This window comes from Nocardioides rubriscoriae (assembly GCF_008087085.1).
GTDB lineage: Bacteria > Actinomycetota > Actinomycetes > Propionibacteriales > Nocardioidaceae > Nocardioides > Nocardioides rubriscoriae.
On the sequence record NZ_VIYJ01000008.1, the window covers coordinates 60,649 to 78,699 of the forward strand.

General features: G+C 73.9%; 20 protein-coding genes. 2 read left to right on the plus strand and 18 right to left on the minus strand.

Annotation, left to right across the window (positions count from 1 at the left end; all coding sequences use genetic code 11):
- Positions 1-89: 89 nt before the first annotated feature.
- Genes FZC61_RS14900 through pyrR form a run of 3 tightly spaced genes read right to left on the minus strand, consistent with a single transcriptional unit; the run spans position 90 to position 2,904 of the window.
- Positions 90-1,382, minus strand: a complete 1,293-nt coding sequence (locus FZC61_RS14900) for a dihydroorotase (RefSeq protein ID WP_148614975.1) — start codon at positions 1,380-1,382, stop codon at positions 90-92.
- Positions 1,379-2,320, minus strand: coding sequence for an aspartate carbamoyltransferase catalytic subunit (locus FZC61_RS14905; RefSeq protein ID WP_148614976.1), 942 nt, complete (start codon positions 2,318-2,320; stop codon positions 1,379-1,381). The genes FZC61_RS14900 and FZC61_RS14905 overlap by 4 nt, the downstream gene beginning before the upstream one ends.
- Positions 2,317-2,904 (minus strand): bifunctional pyr operon transcriptional regulator/uracil phosphoribosyltransferase PyrR, encoded by a 588-nt coding sequence (gene pyrR / locus FZC61_RS14910; protein WP_425465822.1) that lies wholly within the window; start codon positions 2,902-2,904, stop codon positions 2,317-2,319. Before pyrR ends, FZC61_RS14905 begins: the two co-directional genes overlap by 4 nt.
- Before the next feature lie 72 nt (positions 2,905-2,976).
- Here pyrR and FZC61_RS14915 point away from each other — a divergent pair, with 72 nt between their 5' ends.
- Both FZC61_RS14915 and FZC61_RS14920 read left to right on the plus strand, forming a co-directional pair.
- Positions 2,977-3,858, plus strand: a complete 882-nt coding sequence (locus FZC61_RS14915; RefSeq protein WP_148614978.1) for a phosphotransferase — start codon at positions 2,977-2,979, stop codon at positions 3,856-3,858.
- A gap of 9 nt (positions 3,859-3,867) precedes the next feature.
- Positions 3,868-4,272 (plus strand): PPOX class F420-dependent oxidoreductase, encoded by a 405-nt coding sequence (locus FZC61_RS14920; RefSeq protein WP_148614979.1) that lies wholly within the window; start codon positions 3,868-3,870, stop codon positions 4,270-4,272.
- A 19-nt stretch (positions 4,273-4,291) separates the two neighbouring features.
- Here the strand turns inward: FZC61_RS14920 and FZC61_RS14925 are convergent, their stop codons facing one another.
- The 15 genes from FZC61_RS14925 to FZC61_RS14995 form a co-directional block, all read right to left on the minus strand.
- Positions 4,292-5,302, minus strand: coding sequence for an NADPH:quinone reductase (locus FZC61_RS14925; RefSeq protein WP_148614980.1), 1,011 nt, complete (start codon positions 5,300-5,302; stop codon positions 4,292-4,294).
- A gap of 128 nt (positions 5,303-5,430) precedes the next feature.
- On the minus strand, positions 5,431-6,009 hold the full coding sequence (locus FZC61_RS14930; protein ID WP_148614981.1) for a TetR/AcrR family transcriptional regulator: 579 nt from the start codon (positions 6,007-6,009) through the stop codon (positions 5,431-5,433).
- A 5-nt stretch (positions 6,010-6,014) separates the two neighbouring features.
- Positions 6,015-6,824 (minus strand): glucose 1-dehydrogenase, encoded by an 810-nt coding sequence (locus FZC61_RS14935; protein WP_148614982.1) that lies wholly within the window; start codon positions 6,822-6,824, stop codon positions 6,015-6,017.
- Complete coding sequence (locus FZC61_RS14940; RefSeq protein ID WP_148614983.1) at positions 6,821-7,912, minus strand: NAD(P)H-dependent amine dehydrogenase family protein; 1,092 nt, start codon at positions 7,910-7,912, stop codon at positions 6,821-6,823. Before FZC61_RS14940 ends, FZC61_RS14935 begins: the two co-directional genes overlap by 4 nt.
- A 178-nt stretch (positions 7,913-8,090) precedes the next feature.
- Positions 8,091-9,491, minus strand: a complete 1,401-nt coding sequence (locus FZC61_RS14945; RefSeq protein ID WP_246142712.1) for a MinD/ParA family ATP-binding protein — start codon at positions 9,489-9,491, stop codon at positions 8,091-8,093.
- Between the two features lie 105 nt (positions 9,492-9,596).
- The gene (locus FZC61_RS14950) at positions 9,597-10,409 is read right to left on the minus strand and encodes a DUF1206 domain-containing protein (RefSeq protein WP_148614984.1); all 813 of its coding nucleotides are present in this window, start codon (positions 10,407-10,409) and stop codon (positions 9,597-9,599) included.
- Positions 10,406-11,797, minus strand: a complete 1,392-nt coding sequence (locus tag FZC61_RS14955) for a dihydrolipoyl dehydrogenase family protein (RefSeq protein ID WP_148614985.1) — start codon at positions 11,795-11,797, stop codon at positions 10,406-10,408. Before FZC61_RS14955 ends, FZC61_RS14950 begins: the two co-directional genes overlap by 4 nt.
- Before the next feature lie 84 nt (positions 11,798-11,881).
- Positions 11,882-12,289 (minus strand): transcription antitermination factor NusB, encoded by a 408-nt coding sequence (gene nusB / locus FZC61_RS14960; protein ID WP_148614986.1) that lies wholly within the window; start codon positions 12,287-12,289, stop codon positions 11,882-11,884.
- Entirely contained in the window at positions 12,289-12,852 is a 564-nt protein-coding gene (gene efp, locus FZC61_RS14965; protein ID WP_148614987.1) for an elongation factor P, read from the minus strand. The genes nusB and efp overlap by 1 nt, the downstream gene beginning before the upstream one ends.
- Positions 12,853-13,141: 289 nt before the next feature.
- On the minus strand, positions 13,142-13,591 hold the full coding sequence (locus tag FZC61_RS14970) for a type II 3-dehydroquinate dehydratase (RefSeq protein ID WP_148614988.1): 450 nt from the start codon (positions 13,589-13,591) through the stop codon (positions 13,142-13,144).
- Positions 13,588-14,739: a 3-dehydroquinate synthase gene (gene aroB / locus FZC61_RS14975; RefSeq protein WP_148614989.1), complete on the minus strand. Its 1,152-nt coding sequence runs from the start codon at positions 14,737-14,739 to the stop codon at positions 13,588-13,590. The genes FZC61_RS14970 and aroB overlap by 4 nt, the downstream gene beginning before the upstream one ends.
- Positions 14,736-15,248, minus strand: a complete 513-nt coding sequence (locus tag FZC61_RS14980; protein ID WP_246142713.1) for a shikimate kinase — start codon at positions 15,246-15,248, stop codon at positions 14,736-14,738. The genes aroB and FZC61_RS14980 overlap by 4 nt, the downstream gene beginning before the upstream one ends.
- Positions 15,245-16,423, minus strand: a complete 1,179-nt coding sequence (aroC, locus tag FZC61_RS14985) for a chorismate synthase (RefSeq protein WP_148614990.1) — start codon at positions 16,421-16,423, stop codon at positions 15,245-15,247. The genes FZC61_RS14980 and aroC overlap by 4 nt, the downstream gene beginning before the upstream one ends.
- A gap of 40 nt (positions 16,424-16,463) precedes the next feature.
- A complete protein-coding gene (locus FZC61_RS14990; RefSeq protein WP_148614991.1) occupies positions 16,464-17,213 on the minus strand; it encodes a prepilin peptidase in 750 nt (249 codons plus the stop codon).
- Positions 17,213-18,043, minus strand: coding sequence for a shikimate dehydrogenase (locus FZC61_RS14995; protein ID WP_148614992.1), 831 nt, complete (start codon positions 18,041-18,043; stop codon positions 17,213-17,215). Before FZC61_RS14995 ends, FZC61_RS14990 begins: the two co-directional genes overlap by 1 nt.
- Positions 18,044-18,051: the final 8 nt, after the last annotated feature.

The following is an 18,051-nucleotide window of genomic DNA, read 5'->3' on the forward strand; positions in this document are numbered from 1 at the left end:
GACGACCTCGACCCTGGAGCCTGGCACCTGTTGAGGTCGTCCGCCCGAATGAGAGCCAGGGCTCTCGCTGGGGCGGACGACCCGGTCGCTCAGACGAGCGCGCCGTCGAGCACGGTCGGCACCCCGCGCAGGAACGTCGCGACGACCGAGGCCCCGAGGGTGCGGCCGTGCCAGGGGTTGTTGCGCGACAGCGACACCGAGGCGTCGCGGTCGACGGTGAGGGGGGCGGCCGGGTCGACGAGCACGAAGTTGGCCGGCTGGCCAACCTCGAGCGGGCGGCCCTGGCCCTCGAGCCCGGCGATCGCCGCGGGGGTCGACGACATCACGCGCGCGACGTCGGTCCAGGTCATCAGCCCGGAGTCGACCATCACCGAGGCGACCACGGGCAGCGCGGTCTCGAGGCCGAGCATGCCGAAGGCCGCGTCGACGAAGGCGTGCTCCTTGTCGTGGCGGGCGTGGGGGGCGTGGTCGGTGGCCACCGCGTCGATGGTGCCGTCGGCGAGGGCTGCGCGCAGGGCGTCGACGTCCTCCTGGGGGCGCAGCGGCGGGTTGACCTTGAAGGTCGGGTCGTAGCCGGCCAGCAGGTCGGTCGTCAGCAGCAGGTGGTGGGGCGTGACCTCGGCGGTGACGTCGATGCCCTGCGCCTTGGCCCAGCGCAGCACCTCGACCGTGCCGGCGGTCGAGGCGTGGGCGACGTGGACCCGCGAGCCGGTGTGGCGCGCGAGCATGACGTCGCGCGCGACGATGACCTCCTCGGCGACGCCGGGCCAGCCGGGCAGGCCGAGCCGGCCCGACAGCTCGCCCTCGTGGCAGCACGAGGTCGGCCCGGCCAGCGACGGGTCCTGGGAGTGCTGGCTGACCACTCCCCCGAACGCCTTGACGTACTCCAGCGCGCGGCGCATGACGCGGGGGTCGGCCACGCACCGGCCGTCGTCGGAGAACACCGTGACCCGGGCCCGCGAGCGGTGCATCAGCCCGAGCTCGGCGAGCTCCTCGCCGCCCAGGCCGCGGGTGACCGCCCCGACGGGGTGCACGTCGACCAGGCCCGCGGCGCGGCCGAGGTCCAGGACGCGTTCGGCGGCCTCGGCGGTGTCGGTGACCGGGCTGGTGTTGGCCATCGCGAGGACAGCGGTGAAGCCGCCGACGGCCGCGGCCTGCGACCCCGTGAGGATCGTCTCGGCGTCCTCGCGGCCCGGCTCGCGCAGGTGGGTGTGGAGGTCGACGAGACCGGGCAGCGCGACCAGCCCGTCGGCGTCGACGACGCGGGCGCCGGCGTCGGAGAGGCCCGGGCCGACCTCGGCGAGGACGCCGTCGCGCAGCAGCAGGTCGGCCGTCGTGGCGCCGTACAGGCTCGCGCCCTTGACCAGGATCGTGTCGCTCATGGGGTCTCCTCGCCGGCGAGCAGGTGGTAGAGGATCGCCATCCGGATCGCGACGCCGGCCGAGACCTGCTCGAGCACCGCCGACTGGGCGGCGTCGGCGGCGTCGGCGGCGATCTCGAGGCCGCGGTTCATGGGTCCGGGGTGGCAGATCGGGACGTCGGGGCCGAGCACCCGCAGCCGGTCGCGGGTCAGGCCGTAGCCGACGGTGTACTCCCGCGCGCTCGGGAAGTAGCCGCCGCTCATCCGCTCGCGCTGCACCCGCAGCATCATCACGGCGTCGGCCTTCGGCAGCACCTCGTCGAGGTCGTACGACGTCGCGAACCCGACCTCGCGCGACCACGACCCGACCCCGCTCGGCATCAGCGTGGGTGGGGCGACCACGGTCACCTCGGCGCCCAGCATGGTCAGCAGCAGCACGTTGCTGCGGAAGACCCTGCTGTGGGTCAGGTCGCCGACGATTGCGACGTGGCGACCCGCGAGGCTCCCGGGACCGCCGAACCGGCGCTGCAGCGTGTAGGCGTCGAGCAGCGCCTGCGAGGGGTGCTCGTGGGTGCCGTCGCCGGCGTTGACGACGCTCGCGTCGACCCACTGGCTGACCTGGAGCGCGGCGCCGCTGGCGGGGTGGCGCACGACGAGGGCGTCGACGCCCATCGCGGCGATGGTGAGCACGGTGTCGCGCAGGCTCTCGCCCTTGCTGGCCGAGCTGCCCTTGGCCGCGATGTTGATGGTGTCGGCCGACAGCCACTTGCCGGCGATCTCGAAGCTCGACCGGGTGCGCGTGGAGTCCTCGAAGAACAGGTTGATGATCGTGCGGCCGCGCAGCGCCGGCAGCTTCTTGACCTGGCGGTGCTGCACGTCGTGCATCTCGGCGGCCGTGGTGAACAAGGTGGTGACGTCGTCGACCGAGAGGTCGTCGATGGACAGCAGGTGCTTCCTCATCGAATCCAGACCCCCTCGATGCCGTCGAGCTCCTCGAGGCGCACCATGACCCGCTCGGTGCGGGCGCTGGGGAGGTTCTTGCCGACGTGGTCGGCGCGGATCGGCAGCTCGCGGTGGCCGCGGTCGACCAGCACCGCGAGGCGGACGACGTCGGGGCGGCCGAGGTCGTTCATCGCATCGAGCGCGGAGCGCACGGTGCGCCCGGAGTACAGGACGTCGTCGACCAGGACGACGGTGCGGCCGTCGACGCCGCCGGGAGGTACGGCGGTGGGGTGCGGGCTGCGGGCGGGGTGGCGGCGCAGGTCGTCGCGGTACATCGTGACGTCGAGCGCGCCGACCGGCACCTCGACCCCCTCGACCTCCTTGATGCGCGCGGCGATGCGGTGGGCGAGCGGGACGCCACGGCTCGGGATGCCGAGCAGCACCAGGTCGCCGGCGCCCTTGTTGCGCTCGAGGAGCTCGTGGGCGATGCGGGTCAGGGCCCGGGCGATGTCACGGGCGTCGAGGACGACGCGGCCCTCGGGGGCGTCGGCTGCGGCCGACGTTGCCGGGGGTTCTTGGGGTGGCGCGGACACGGGGTCCAGGACCTCCTTCTCCGCCTCACGGGACGGCTCGTTAAAGGATGTCGATCGAGGGCGAGCCTATACCGTCGCGCCGTGGACCTGCCCGGCATCCTGCGCGACCGCTACGGCATCACCCACGCCGACGTCGAGCCGCACGACGCCGGCATGAGTTCGCGCACCTGGTGGGTCTCCGTCGACGACGCGCGCTGCTACGTCGCGACGTGGGTCGCCGACGGCGCCGTCGGCTCGTTGGCCGCCGGCGTGCAGGCCGCGGCGATCGCCGAGCACAGCGGCGTCGCGACCGGGGCCGCGGTCCAGGCGCTCGGCGGCGACCGGGTCCTGCTCGTCGAGGGCGGCTCGCTCGTGCTCGTGCACCACCTCGACGGGCTGCCGATGGGCGACCACGACAGCGCCCTCGTCGGCCGGACCCTGGCGCGGGTGCACCACGCGACCGTCGGGCACGAGCTCGCCCTGGGGTTGCGCTGGCCGTCGGTCGAGCCGGACGGTCCCCACCTGGCGTCGTACCCCGACCTGCGCGGTGCGGTCGTCGAGGCCGTCGACGCCGTGAGGTCCCTGCCGCGCCTGGTCCACGGCATCGCCCACGGCGACCCGGCCCCCGAGGCGTTCCTGCGCCTGCCGGGACACGAGGTCGCGCTCGTCGACTGGACGGGTGCGCTGGTCGCGCCGCTCCTGTACGACGTCGCGTCGGCCGCGATGTACCTCGGGGGCCTCGACGCGGCGGAGCCGATGCTCACGGCGTACGCCGCCGGCGAGGGCCCCGCCACGCCCGACCTGCCTCACGCGGCGACGATGCTGAGGCTGCGCTGGGCGGTGCAGGCCGACTGCGTCGCGCGACGTCTCGCGACCCGCGACCTGACCGGCACCGACGACACCGGCGACACCGACGACGCCGACGACGCCCGGGGCCTCGACGACGCGCGGCGCCACCTGCTCGGGGTGCGCGACGGCGCGTAGGTTCGCCCCATGCCCACACTGCCCTTCCCCGACGACGTCCGCGCGCTGCTCCGCAAGCCCAACCCGGCGGTCGTGGCCACGCTGCGCTCCGACGGCGCGCCGGTGACGGTCGCGACCTGGTACCTCCTGGAGGACGACGACCGCGTCCTGGTCAACATGGACGACACCCGCGTGCGCCTGCAGCACCTGCGGCGCGACCCCCGCGTCTCGCTGACGGTCACCGACGCCGACGACTGGTACACCCACGTCTCGATCGTGGGACGCATCGACGGGCTGACCCCCGACGAGGGCCTGGTCGACATCGACCGGCTCAGCACCCACTACGCCGGGCGCCCCTACCCCGACCGCGAGAGCCCCCGCACCAGCGCCCGGATCGTCGTCGAACGCTGGCACGGCTGGGGCGCGCACCGCTGACCGCCGGCGGCCGCACGGGTCAGGCCAGGTCGATCAGCACCTTGCCGACCGCGCCGGCCTCGACGGCGTCGTGCGCGGCAGCGGTGTCCTCGAGCGGGAAGTGGTGCAGCGGCACCCCGGCCTCGTCACCGACGCGCAGGGCCCCGGCGGCCACGGCGGCGGTGACGTCCTCGGCGCCGGCGCGCATCGCGTCCGGTGGGACCGTGTAGAGCAGGATCCCCTGGATCCGAACGTTCTTGGAGAAGCTGGGCCGCAGCGCGATCGTGGCCTCGTTGCCGCCGTTGTTGGCGTAGAACGCGATCGTGCCGAGGTTGGCGACCACGTCGAGGTCGAGGTCGAGGTTCTGTGCCGGCGCGACCTCGACGACCAGGTCGACACCGTCGGGAGCGACCTCGCGCACCCGGGCGGCGACGTCGTCGGTGGTGTAGTCGAGCACGTGGTGGGCCCCGGCCGCGCGGGCCAACGCCGCCTTCGCGTCGCTGCTCACGGTCGTGACGACGGTGGCGCCGGCCCACACCGCGAGCTGGATCGCGGCGTTGCCGACGGCCCCCGCCCCGCCGGCGACCAGCACCGTGCGTGACCCGAGCGAGCCGGGCCTGACGCGACCGTCGGCCGTGGCGAACGACAGGGCCCGGTGCGCCGTGAGCGCCGGGACGCCCAGGCTTGCGCCGAGGTCGTACGACGCCCCGTCGGGCAGCGGTGCGACGTGGTCGGCCGGCTGCACGGTGAGCTCGGCGGCGGTGCCGATCGGGCGGCCGTGCTGGGCCATCCGCAGCCACACCCGGTCGCCGACCGCGACGTCGGTGACACCCTCGCCGACGGCCTCGACGGTGCCGGCGCCGTCCTGGCCGGGCGAGACCCGGTCGTGGGCCTTGGGCATCATGCCGGCCCGGAACTTCCAGTCGGTCGGGTTGACGCCCGCCCGGACCAGGCGCACCACCACCTCGCCGGGCCCCGGGGTGGGGTCGGGGAGGTCCTCGAGGTGCAGGACGGAGGACGGACCGTTGTCGGTGTAGACCACTGCGCGCATGACTCCGTCTTACACCCCGGGCCGGGACCCGGGCAGCGCCCGGGTCGCCAGTCGGGTCGTCAGCCGGGTCGCCAGCCCACCGGGCGCCGCGCTCCGGCCGGGTCGTCCGCCCCAGCGGGAGCCAGGACTCACCCTGGGCCGGACGACCCGGTGGCGGCGAGGGCCTCGCGGGTCAGCTCGTGCAGGCTCCGGGCCGGAGGCCGGGTGAGCCAGTGGTCGTAGGCGTGCTCGGCGGCGGCGAGCCGGGCCGCGACGATCGCCCCGGGGCGCACGTCGTCGCGCGGGTCCACGCCGAGGCGCTCGCCCACCAAAGCGACGAGCTCGGCCCGCTCGGCGTCGTCGAGCAGCGACGCGCGCCGTACGCGCGGCGGCGCCGAGGCCATCGCCCGGCGCCACAGGTCGATCACGTCGGTCTCGTCGGCGAACTGCTCGGTGCGCTGCAGGATCGCCGCCGCGAGGGCGTCGGCGACCGGCTCGTCGGCCGGGCGGGCGGCCACGTTGCCCACGATCGCGGCCCGTCCGGTGCGGACGACCCCGACGAGCAGGTCCTCCTTGCTCGCGACGTGGCGGAACAGCGTGCTGAGCGAGACGCCGACCTCGGCGGCGATCGCCTCGACGGTGACCGCGTCGTAGCCGTCGCGGGCGAAGAGCTCGAGCGCGACCCGGTCGATGCGGGCGCGCAGCTCGAGACGGCGGCGCTCGCGCAACCCGGTCACGGTGCCGGTGCGGGTTCGAGCGGCGGCACGGGCACGTCGATCGCGGGGCGCTCGCAGCCGCCGTCGACGTGCAACAGGGTGCCGGTCACCCACGCCGAGGCGGGCGAGGCGAGGTAGAGCGCCGCGCAGGCGATGTCGTCCGGGTGGCCCGGTCGTCCCATCGGGGTGTTGGCCTCGAACTGGGCGCGCAGGGCGTCGTCGGTGAGCACCACCTCGAGGCCGGCGGTGGCCACTCCCCCGACCCCGATGGCGTTGACGCGCACCCGCGGCGCGAGCTCGGCGGCGAGGTTGCGGGTCATCTGGTTGAGCGCGGCCTTGCCGGCGCCGTACGCGACGAAGGAGCTCATCACCATGTCGGAGGACCGCGAGGAGATGTTGACGATCGAGCCGCTGCCGGCGGTGTCGACCATGGCGCGGGCGGCGAGCTGGCTCATCAGGAACGGCTGGGTGACGTTGAAGCGCAGCGCCATCTCGAAGAACCGCTCCGAGGTGGCCATCGCGGGCCGCGGGCCGGATCCGCCGGCGTTGTTGACCAGCACGTCGAGGCGCCCGTACGACGTGACCGCGGCGTCGACCAGGCGCCGGCGGTCGTCGTCGACCAGCACGTCGCTCACCACGGCGAGCCCACGGCGTCCGGTCTCCTCGATGCGGGCCACGACCTCGTGGAGGTCACCCGGGGTGCGGGCCCCGACGACGACGTCGGCCCCGGCCTGCGCGAGCCCGATCGCGATGCCGCGCCCGATGCCCTGCCCGGCGCCGGTGACGACGGCGACCCGGCCGTCGAGGCGGAAGCGGTCGAGGATCACCGCTGCGTCCCGGTCCGGTGGGTCCCCAGGTGGGGTGCGGCCCGGCCGGCGACCAGCGGCAGGTCGAGATAGGTGCGGATGCCGGGCTGGGCGGCGACGACGTAGGGGATCGCGTTGACGCAGTGGTGGGCCGTCACGACCACACCGGGGTTGCGGACCAGGCCCTCCTCGATCGAGTCGGGCTGCAGGCCCTTGAAGGTGACCTTGACGTCGGGGTCGCCGGTGACCTCGACCTCGAACCGCTCGCCCTCGGGCCCGAACTCCCACGGCGGGTCGAGGTGCTCCTCGCCCATGAGCCAGTTGACGGTGGCGGTCACGACCGGGAGGCCGTCGACCAGGGCGCGCCAGTGGAAGCGGCGCGCGGCCACGAGACCGGGCTCGATCACCCCGATCGGCGAGTCGATGGGCTGCGTCGCGACCGCGACCTCCTGCAGCGACTCGATGCGCGGGTCGGCGTCGAAGCCCATCTCGGCCACCACCATCCGCACCGACGCCTTGAACCCCGAGCCGAGCAGCCCGACCATCGGGCTCGCGAGCGCCTCGTCGGGGGTCCCACCGAAGGCCATCACGTGGCGCACCACGTCGGGGGCGCCGTAGGTGCGGATGTCGCTGAACTCCTCGGCCCGCACGTGCGTGACCTGCCCGCTGATGGCGCTGATCATCAGCGGGAAGCGCTCGGTGATGCCGCCGGGGTGGATGCCCGTCCCGTGCAGGCTGACCCCGCCGGCCAGGCAGGCCTGCGCGACGGCCTGGCTGCTGGCCGGGTTGGGGTAGACCCAGCCGACCGGCGTCACGACGTTCTTGCCGCTGCGCAGCAGGGCCACGACCTGGGCCTCGTCGGCGACCAGCGGGCTGTAGACGACGCAGTCGGCGTCGGTGGCGAGGACCTCCTCGATGCTGGTGGTCGCCGCGACCCCGACCGGGTCGAGGCCCGCGAGCTCGCCGGCGTCGCGGCCGTGCTTGTCGGCGCTGTGCACCCACGCCCCGACCAGCTCGAGGTCGGGGTGCGCCACGACCGCTTCGATCGCGGCCCGACCCACCCCGCCGGTCGCCCACTGGATGACCCGCAGGGGTCGTCTCGTCGTCATGCCCCGCGATTCAGCCAGTCGTGACAGTCACTGTCAAGATCGAAGTCACTTTCAGTTCGTCGGCGAGGGGTGCAGGTTTCACCGGCCGGCCGGTGAAACCCTGACCGGGCCGATAAGATTTCAGCGTCCCGGTCAGGTATTCACCGGCCGGCCGGTGAATCAAGTGACGGGTGGGACGTCAGAGCGCGTCGGCCATCCCCGCGCAGGCCCGGAGCCACGACATCCGGGTGGCCTCGGAGAGCCGGGCGTAGGGCACGACCCCGCCCGCGACGAGCACCGGGTCGTAGGGCACCCGGTAGACCGCGCGGGTGCGCTGCTCGTAGACCTGCACCAGGTCGGCGGCGAGCTTGGCGTCGACCGACGGCGACGGGTCGGACAGCACGGTGAGGCACTTGTGCTTGAGGTCGGTCAGGCCGGCGTCCTGCAGCGCGTCGAGCATCCACAGCCCGCTGTAGCCGGTGTCCTCGCGCACCGTGCTGGTGACCACGAGCAGGTCGGCCGACTCGACGGCGGCCAGCCAGTTCTCGGCCCTCATGTTGTTGCCCGAGTCGATGAGCAGCACGCGGTAGAAGCGCTCGAGGAGGGCGTGGACCTCGCGGAAGTCCTCGGCGCGGATGGTGCCGGTGACGTCGGGACGCTCGTCGGAGGCCAGCACGTCGAAGTGGGCGTCGCCCTGCGAGCGCACGAACGCCCCGAGGTCACCGATGCGCGACTGGTAGACGTCCTTGAACCGGCCGAGGTCCTCGAGCAGCTCGCGGGTGGTGTTGCGGTGCGAGCTGCGGGTGCCCCGGATGCCGAGGGTGCCGCGGGTCTCGTTGTTGTCCCAGGCGACGACCCCGCCGCCGCGGACGGTGCCGAAGGTGTAGCCGGCCGCCAGGACGCCGGTCGTCTTGGCGGCACCGCCCTTGGGGTTGATGAACGCGATCGTGCGCGGGCCGTCGAAGTCGCGCTGGATGGTCGACCGGTCGCGCTCGTAGGCCTCCTCCTTGGCGCCCATGGCGGGCCTGATGACGCCCCCGGACCAGCGGCGTACGCGCCCGCGCCAGCCCCAGGTCGCCGGGCCGAGCTGCTGGTCGCTGTCGCGGCGGTCGAGGAAGTCGGCGGCCGTCATGAACCGGCGCGGCTCCGTGACCGGCACCTCGGTGGGCACCTCCGGCGCCGGCGGTACGACGGGGGGTGCCGCGGGCGGCGGACTCCACGACGACGGCGGTGCCGAGGGCGGTGCCGAGGGCGGCGGCGCCGACGGTGGCGGACCGACCGGCGCGACCGGCGCGACGGGCGGGGTGGCCGCCGGCGGGGCCGCGGCCGCCGGGGCCGGGGCGAGCGCCTGGGTGGGCCACGGGTCGCCGAGCGGGTCGCCGAGCTCGCGGGCCACGGCGTCGGAGCGGTGGTCGGTCGCCACGTCGGCGCGGTGGCCCCCCGACTCGGGCGCGACCACGGCCTGCGCACGCGCGTAGGCCTCGAGCTCCGCCGGCGTGTAGAGCCGGTCGCTCGTCGCCGTGACCAGCCCGTCGTCGGGGGTCTCGTCCGGGGTCTCGTCCGGCGTGGGGGCAGGTGGGTAGGGCGGGTGCTGCGTCATGAGGGCTCCTCCGAGAACGGTGCCACGACCCCTCGAGCCTAGGCCGTCGGTGTCGTGACCGACCGCCTGCCCGCGCTGGGCGACCGGAAACGTCCCGCGGGGGGGTCAGCGGTCCAGGTAGCGCGCCCAGGCGAAGCAGTACAGGCCGTAGGCCGCGAACCCCAGGCCCATCGCCGTGAGCAGGACCGGGCCGAACGGCTGGTCGAGGACCTTGACCAGCGCCTGGTCCAGGCCGCCGGACTTCTTGGCCTCGTGGGTGACGGCGGCGTAGACGAACAGGCCACCCACGATGCCCAGGGCGATGCCCTTGGCGACGTGCCCGACACGACCCAGCCAGCGGTACGCCGTACCGGTGTCGCCGCTGCGGCCCTCGCCGTCGAGGTGCTTGAGGTAGGACTCCTTCCACGCCATGACGAGCAGCGCGACCCCGACCGCCACGATGCCGAGCCCGACCGCCCCCACGAGCACCTGGCCCGCGGGCAGGTCCATCAGCTTGGCGGTGGTGGAGTCGGTGCCACCCTTGGAGCCGGAGCCGACCGCCACCTTGATGGCACTGATCGCGATGGTGGCGTAGACGACGGCCTTGCCGGCCGCGATCACCCGCTTGCGCAGCCGCTTGGTGTCGTCGGTCTGCTCGCGGTAGCCGACAGCCGCGTCGAGGCCTCGCCAGACGACCATCAGCAGCATGCCGACCGCGACCAACCAGACCAGGACCGTGCCGAGCGGCTGGTCGGCGAGCTGGTGCAGCGCACCGTTGCTGTCGGCGCTGCCCTCGCGGTTGCCGAAGGCCAGCTGGATCGCCAGCCAGCCGATGAGCAGGTGCACGACCCCGAACGCGACCAGCCCGGCGGAGGCGGCCCGGTCGAGCCACTCGCTGCGGTGGGCCTCGCCGGCGGCCTGCTGCGCACTGTTGGTCATGACAGGTCCCCGATCGCGGACTCGATCGCGCGGTGGAAGGTCGGGTAGGCGTAGATCATCGTGCGCAACGTCGCGACCGGCACCGCGGCGTGCACCGCGAGGGCGAGCAGGCCGAGGATCTCGCCGCCCGCCGGACCGACGGCGGTGGCGCCGACCAGGACCCCGCGGTCGGCGTCCTCGACGACCTTGACCAGGCCGCGCGCCCCGGGGCCGTGGGTGAACCCGCGCGAGGACTGCTCGAGCGGGGTGCTGCCGACCCGCACGGTGAGCCCGGCGTCACGCGCCTGCTGCTCGGTCAGCCCGACGCCGCCGACCTCGGGGTCGGTGAAGGTGACGTGGGGCAGCGCGTGGTACGCCGCCGCGGGGCCGTCCTCGCCGAGCAGGTCGCGCTGGGCGATGGCCGACTGGTACATCGAGACGTGGGTGAACGCTCCCTTGCCGGTGACGTCGCCGATCGCCCACAGACCCTCGACCCCCTGCACCCGGAGCCGGTCGTCGACGTCGAGGGTCCGCGCGGTCGGGTCGAGACCGACGGTCTCGAGGCCGAGGTCGTCGAGGTTGGGGGTGCGCCCGGCGGCCACGAGCAGCTTGTCCGCGACGAGCTCCTCCCCGCCCACGGTCACCGTGAACGCACCGTCGGCGTAGGCGACCCGGGAGGTCTGCGCGGAGGTCATCACCCGGATGCCCTCACCGACGAGCACGTCCTGCAGGATCGCGGCGGCCTCGGGCTCGTTGGTGGGGACCAGCCGGTCGCCGTGCTGCACGATCGTCACCCGCACCCCGAACCGCGCGAACACCTGCGCCAGCTCGCAGCCGATCGGCCCGCCGCCGATGACGACCAGCGATCCCGGCAGCGCGTCGGCACGCAGCGCGTCGCGGTTGGTCCAGTACGGCGTCCCCGCGAGCCCGTCGATCGGCGGTGCGGCCGGGCGGGTGCCGGGGTTGAGCACGACGCCGCGCGTCACGCCCACCGAGCGGGTCGACCCGTCGGGCAGCTCGACGTCGACACGGCCGGGCCCGGCCAGCCGACCGGTGCCGTGCACGACCTCGGCGCCAGCGCCCTCGAGGCGGCGTACGGCGACGGTGTCGTCCCAGCCGTCGGTGGCCTGCTCGCTGACCCGCTGCGCGACCGGCGCCCAGCTGGCGGTGACGCTGACGTCGCCCGCGAGCGTCGCGGCGCGACCGGCCTCGGCCAGGGCGTCGGCCGCGCGCACCATCATCTTCGACGGGATGCACCCGTAGTAGGGGCACTCGCCGCCGACCAGGTGCTTGTCGAGGGCGAGCACCCGCAGGCCGGCCTTCGCGGCCCCGGTCGCGAGGGCCTCGCCACCGGGCCCGAGGCCGATCACGACCAGATCGACGGTGTCGGTGTCGGTGTCAGTGCTCATCGCGCTCATCGGCACAGCATGGCGCAGCCGGGGCCCGTCGTACTCCCCGGTGGGGGTGACCAAGCGGTGACGGCGGGAGTGCGGTCAGCCGACGGCGGGGCGCGCGCGCTGGATCGCGCCCAGCACGCCGTTGACGAACTGCGGCGACTCGTCGGTCGAGAGGTCCTGGACCAGCGCCATCGCCTCGGTGACGGCGACGTGGTCGGGCACGTCGTCGGCCCACAGCAGCTCCCAGACGCCGAGCCGCAGCACGTTGCGGTCGACGGCGGGCATCCGGTCGAGGCTCCAGGCTGCGGAGAACTCCCCCAGCAGCTGGTCGATGCGCTCCACGTGCGCGGCCACGCCACGCACGAGCGTCAGGGTGTAGTCGTTGGGCGGGCCGTCGCCGGCCGCGATGACGCGGTCGAGGGCCTCGGTCGGCGTCTCGCCGCGCAGGTCAGCGGCGTACAGCACGTCGAGGGCGCGCTTGCGGGCCTTGGAACGGGCCCCCATCAGGACTTGACGCGACCCATGTAGGACGAGTCGCGGGTGTCGACCTTGACCTTCTCGCCCTGGTTGATGAACAGCGGCACCTGGATCTCGTGGCCGGTCTCGAGCGTGGCGGGCTTGGTGCGCCCGGTGGCACTGTCGCCGGCCAGGCCGGGCTCGGTGAAGGTGACCAGGAGCTCGACCGAGGCCGGGAGCTCGATGAACAGCACGCGACCGTCGTTGGTGGCGACCACGGCCTCCTGGTTCTCGAGCAGGAAGTTGGCGTTGCCGCCGACGATCTCGGGGGCGATCTCGAGCTGCTCGTAGTTGGAGGTGTCCATGAAGACGAACGACGAGCCGTCGTTGTAGAGGTACTGCATGGTGCGACGGTCGACGGTCGCGGTCTCGACCTTGGTGCCGGCGTTGAACGTCTTGTCGACGGTCTTGTTGGACTCGACGTTCTTGAGCTTGGTGCGCACGAACGCGGGGCCCTTGCCCGGCTTGACGTGCTGGAACTCGATGACGGCCCAGAGCTGGCCCTCGAGGTTGAGCACCATGCCGTTCTTCAGGTCGTTGGTGGTAGCCATGCGCGCAGGTCAGCCTTCGTCGTCGGAGATCGGGTAACGTCACCGGCGCCGGTCCCTCAGGCGCCCGGGCAACAGCGCACGAGTCTATCGGGCCGGACCACCCCTCCGCGAAAGCGAGGCGACTCGCCACCGACCAGAACCGCGACCGACCCAGGCCGCGTCGACTTCACGACCCCACCCGAACCGACACTGACCCGGGGTGCGCCAGCCTCCCGGGGACGCGGCGAAAGTCGACGCGGGGTGAGTCGCTCCCGCGCTGCGACACCCCGCGAAGTCGACGCAGAGCGGGTCAGCCCTGCGTCGGGTCCTGCCGGAGGCGCGCCACCGACTCGAGCGCGAGCCGGTAGCCGTCGATGCCGTGCCCGGCGATCACCTCGGCCGCGTGGGGGGTGACCACGGAGGTGTGGCGGAAGACCTCGGGTCGCTGGGTGGGGTCGCTGATGTGGACCTCGACCAGCGGGGCCGTCAGCTGGGCGCAGGCGTCGAAGACGGCGTAGGAGTAGTGGGTCCAGGCGGCGGCGTTGAGGACCACGGGGGTCGCCTGGTCTGCGGCGTCGTTGAGCCAGTCCAGCAGCACGCCCTCGTGGTTGGTCTGGCGTAGGTCGACCTCGAGCCCCAGCGCCGCACCCCACCCCACGCACAGCGACGCCAGCTCGGCGTGGGTGGTCGAGCCGTAGATCTCGGGCTGGCGGCGCCCCAGCCGTCCGAGGTTGGGTCCGTTGAGGACCAGGACCCTCACGCGCCCGGCCCTGCGGTCGGTCCTGCGATGGCGGCGTAGGCCTCGCGCAGGTGCTCCTCCGACGGCCCGGCGAGCACGGTGGGCCGTCCGACGTCGTCGAGGACGACGAAGCGCAGCTGGGCGCCGCGCGACTTCTTGTCCAGGCGCATGGTCGCGAGCAGGTGGTCGAAGGGCTCGGCGTCATAGGTCGTCGGCAGACCCACCCGGCCGAACGCGGCGCGGTGGCGCTCGACGACCTCGGCCGGGAGCCCGGCCGCACGGTGGGCGAGCTCGGCGACGAAGACGCACCCGATGGCGACGGCCTCGCCGTGGCGGATGCCGTAGGCCTCGGCGCGCTCGATGGCGTGGGCCAGGGTGTGGCCGTAGTTGAGGGCCTCGCGGCCGGGGTGCCCGCCGGTGCCGCCCTGCTCCTTGAGGTCGGCGACGACGACGTCGATCTTGACCTGGATCGCCCGCTCGACAAGCTCGCGCAGGACCGGCGACGGCGCGACGAGCTCGTCCGGCGGCGTCGACTCGACCAGCCGCAGGATCTCGGGGTCGGCGATGAACCCGCACTTGATGACCTCACCCAGGCCCGCGACCAGCTCGTCGCGCGGCAGGGTCTCGAGCAGCGACAGGTCGCAGATGACGCCGGCCGGCTCGTGGAAGGCGCCGACGAGATTCTTGCCGGCCTCGGTGTTGATGCCGGTCTTGCCGCCGACCGCGGCGTCGACCATCGCCAGCAGGGTCGTCGGCACGTGCACGACGCGCACCCCGCGCAGCCACGAGGCGGCGACGAACCCGCCGAGGTCGGTGGTGGCTCCCCCGCCCAGCGTGACGATCACGTCGGAGCGCGTGAAGCCCTCCTCTCCGAGCGCCTCCCAGCACGCGTTGGCGACCTCCGCGGTCTTGGCGTCCTCGCCGTCGGGCACCGCCAGCACGGTCACGTCACGGTCGGGCATGGTGTCGACCAGGGGGGCCACGACGTCCTCGACGAGCTCCTCGAGCGCGTCGGGACAGATGAGGGCGACGCGCAGCGCGTCACCGACCATCTCGGGCAGCCGGTCGGCCAGGTGGTGGCCGACCACGACGTCGTACGGCGAGGCACCGCCGACGTGCAGGACGGTCTCGACCTCGTGGTGGTGCTGGTCGGGGTCGGGCTCGCTCATGACAGGGCCTCCTGGATCCGGGCCGCGACGTCCTCGGGCGCGGTCTCGTCGGTGTCGACGACGATCGTGGCGACCGACTCGTAGACGGGGGCGCGCTCCTCGAGGGTCGCCTTGATCTGGGCCCGCACGTTGCCGAAGAGCAGCGGGCGGCCGGCCCCGAGACCGACGCGCTTGACCGCCTCGGCCAGGCCCACGCGCAGGAAGACCACCCGGTGCCCGGCCAGCAGTGCGCGGGTCGAGGCGTCGAGGACGGCGCCGCCGCCCAGCGACAGCACGCCGTCGTGCGAGGCCAGGGCGGCGGCGACCGCGTCGCGCTCCAGCGCCCGGAAGTGCGCCTCGCCGGACTCGACGAAGATGTCGGAGATCGAGCGGCCCTCGGCCGCCTCGACGTCGGTGTCGGTGTCGCGGGCAGCCACCCCGAGCCGCTCGGCCAGCAGGCCCGCGACCGTCGACTTGCCGGCGCCCATCGGCCCGACGAGGACGACGACCGGACGGGTCGTACCGATCACCGGTACCTCAGCGCCGCGAGGTACGACGCGCAGTTGCGCCGGGTCTCCCCCAGCGAGTCGCCGCCGAACTTCTCGATCACCGCGTCGGCCAGCACGAGGGCGACCATGGCCTCCGCGACGATGCCGGCCGCGGGAACCGCGCACACGTCGGAGCGCTGGTGGTGGGCGACGGTGGCCTCACCCGTCGCGACGTCGACGGTGCGCAGAGCCCGCGGCACCGTGGCGATCGGCTTCATCGCCGCCCGGACCCGCAGCACCTCGCCGGTGGTCATGCCGCCCTCGGTGCCGCCGGAGCGGCCCGAGGCCCGGCGGATGCCGTCGTCGGTCGCGAGGATCTCGTCGTGGGCCAGGGAGCCGGGGGTCGCGGCGAGCTCGAAGCCGTCACCGACCTCGACGCCCTTGATCGCCTGGATGCCCATGAGGGCACCGGCGAGGCGGGAGTCGAGGCGACGGTCCCAGTGCACGTGGGAGCCCAGGCCCGGCGGGAGGCCGTGGACGACGACCTCGACGACGCCGCCGAGCGTGTCACCGTCCTTGTGGGCCTGGTCGACGCGCGCGACCATCGCCGCGGCGGCCTCGGGGTCCAGGCAGCGGACCGGGTCGTCGTCGAGACGAGCGACGTCGTCGGGCTCGGGCCAGACCCCCGCAGGGGCCCGCACCCCGCCGAGCTCGATGACGTGGGACACGATGCGGGCGCCGACGGCCTGCTCGAGGAAGTTGGAGGCGACCCGGCCCAGCGCCACGCGCGCCGCGGTCTCGCGGGCCGAGGCGCGCTCGAGGATGGGCCGCGCCTCCTCGAAGTCGTACTTCTGCATCCCCGCGAGGTCGGCGTGGCCCGGGCGGGGCCGGGTGAGGGGCGCGTTGCGGCCGGTGTCCTTGAGCAGCGTCGGGTCGACCGGGTCGGCCGCCATCACGGTCTCCCACTTGGGCCACTCGGTGTTGCCGACGGTGATCGCGACCGGACCGCCCTGCGTCAGGCCGTGGCGGACGCCGCCGGTGAGCGTGACCTCGTCCTGCTCGAACTTCATCCGGGCGCCGCGCCCGTAGCCCAGCCGCCGACGCGCCAACGAGTCGGCGATGTCGGACGTCGTGACCTCGACGTGGGCGGGAAGGCCCTCGAGGATGGCGGTCAGGGAAGGTCCGTGGGACTCACCCGCGGTCAACCAGCGCAGCATGGCGTCAGTCTCGCACCCGCCCTCTCACCCCTCCGACCGGTCACCCACCGGCGAGATGACCGAGCACGGCCGGACCCACCAGCAGCCCCACCAGCGCGCCGACGCACATGAAGGGACCGAACGGGAACTGCGTCTTGAGGTAGGAGGCCCGTCGCTTGACCACGGCCAGCACGAGGCCGGGCACGCCGAGCAGCAGGAACCCGGAGTACATCCCGACCAGGAACTCCGGCCACCCCAGGTAGCCGAGGGCCAGCGAGAGCAGCGCCGCGAGCCGCACGTCGCCGTAACCCAGGCCGACCGGGTAGATGAACCACAGCACCCAGTAGAAGACGTAGCCGACGACCATCGCGACCAGCCCGCGGCGCAGGTCGTCCCACGTCGCGACCAGCCCGGCGTGCGCGACCACGAGCACGATCGCCGTCCAGAGCGCCGGCAGCACCACGACCGCCGGGAGCAACCGGGTCCGCAGGTCGACGATGCTCAGCGCGACCACCACGGGGACGAGCAGCACGTAGCCCACCAGGAGCCACGACCAGCCGAGCCTGGCGCCGACCAGTCCCCCCGCCACCCCGCAGACCACCAGGGCCACCGGTGCGAACCAGGCCAGGTCGGCCACGACCGCGTACGGCTCCTTGGGGCCCTCCAGCAGCTCGCGGGCGCGCTCGCGATCGGTCTTGTCCTCGTCGGGCGTCTCGGGTGGCTCGGGCAGGCGTCGCACCACCAGGGGTGACAGGTAGCCGAGTACCGCCGCGACCACGGCCGCCACGATCGCGGCCCGGACCTCGTCCATCACCCGTCGCTCGGACCGGCCGCGCGGGCCCGCAGCGCCGCCTGCCCGGCCGCGCGCATCGCGTCGAGCGGACCGGGGTGACCGGTGAAGAGCCCGACCTGCAGCACCGCCTGGTGCACGAGCAGGTCCAGCCCGGTGACGAGCACCCGGCCGTCGTGGGACGCCGCCGCCGCGAGCGGCGTGGGCCAGGGGTCGTAGAGCACCTCGAAGACCACCGGCACGGCCTCGCAGCGCCGCACCAGGCCCTCGGTCTGGACCGCGGCCGGCACGGTCGACACGACGACCTCGCCGCGCACCGACGCGTCGTCGATCGCCCCGACCGTCACCGTCGGTGCCGACGCGTGCGCCGCGATCGCCGCGACGGTCTCGGCGGCCCGCTGCGGCGAGCGCGCCAGCAGCCTCACCTCGCGTGCGCCCAGCTCGCACAGCGCGAGCCCGGTCGAAGCGGCGGTCGCACCGGCCCCCAGGACCGTCACGACCGAGACCTCGCCGTCCCAGCGCTCACGGACGGCCGCCACGGCTCCCGGCAGGTCGGTGTTGTCGAGCCGGGTGCGGTCGCCGTCGAGCACCACCGTGTTGGCCGCGCCGGTCAGCGCCACCGCGGCCGTGCGTTCCTCGACCAGCCCCAGCACCTCGCGCTTGAGCGGCATCGTCAGCGACAGCCCGCGCCAGGTGTCACGGTCCAGACCGCCCAGGAGGTCGGCGAGCCCGCCCGACGGCACCCGCACCGCGTCGTAGGTCCAGTCCAGCCCGAGCACGTCGTACGCCGCCCGGTGCAGCACCGGGGACAGCGAGTGGGCGATCGGGTCGCCCAGCACGGCACAGCGCATCGGTCGGC

Bases quoted from the DNA above. Each gene is read 5' to 3' on its own strand.
- aroB (WP_148614989.1), bottom strand. From the start codon at position 14,739: ATGAGCGAGCCCGACCCCGACCAGCACCACCACGAGGTCGAGACCGTC.
- FZC61_RS14940 (WP_148614983.1), bottom strand. From the start codon at position 7,912: ATGACGACGAGACGACCCCTGCGGGTCATCCAGTGGGCGACCGGCGGG.
- FZC61_RS14955 (WP_148614985.1), bottom strand. From the start codon at position 11,797: ATGAGCACTGACACCGACACCGACACCGTCGATCTGGTCGTGATCGGC.
- FZC61_RS14905 (WP_148614976.1), bottom strand. From the start codon at position 2,320: ATGAGGAAGCACCTGCTGTCCATCGACGACCTCTCGGTCGACGACGTC.
- FZC61_RS14945 (WP_246142712.1), bottom strand. From the start codon at position 9,491: ATGACGCAGCACCCGCCCTACCCACCTGCCCCCACGCCGGACGAGACC.
- FZC61_RS14925 (WP_148614980.1), bottom strand. From the start codon at position 5,302: ATGCGCGCAGTGGTCTACACCGACAACGGTCCGTCCTCCGTCCTGCAC.
- FZC61_RS14900 (WP_148614975.1), bottom strand. From the start codon at position 1,382: ATGAGCGACACGATCCTGGTCAAGGGCGCGAGCCTGTACGGCGCCACG.
- FZC61_RS14995 (WP_148614992.1), bottom strand. From the start codon at position 18,043: ATGCGCTGTGCCGTGCTGGGCGACCCGATCGCCCACTCGCTGTCCCCG.
- FZC61_RS14990 (WP_148614991.1), bottom strand. From the start codon at position 17,213: ATGGACGAGGTCCGGGCCGCGATCGTGGCGGCCGTGGTCGCGGCGGTA.
- aroC (WP_148614990.1), bottom strand. From the start codon at position 16,423: ATGCTGCGCTGGTTGACCGCGGGTGAGTCCCACGGACCTTCCCTGACC.
- FZC61_RS14950 (WP_148614984.1), bottom strand. From the start codon at position 10,409: ATGACCAACAGTGCGCAGCAGGCCGCCGGCGAGGCCCACCGCAGCGAG.
- efp (WP_148614987.1), bottom strand. From the start codon at position 12,852: ATGGCTACCACCAACGACCTGAAGAACGGCATGGTGCTCAACCTCGAG.
- nusB (WP_148614986.1), bottom strand. From the start codon at position 12,289: ATGGGGGCCCGTTCCAAGGCCCGCAAGCGCGCCCTCGACGTGCTGTAC.
- FZC61_RS14920 (WP_148614979.1), top strand. From the start codon at position 3,868: ATGCCCACACTGCCCTTCCCCGACGACGTCCGCGCGCTGCTCCGCAAG.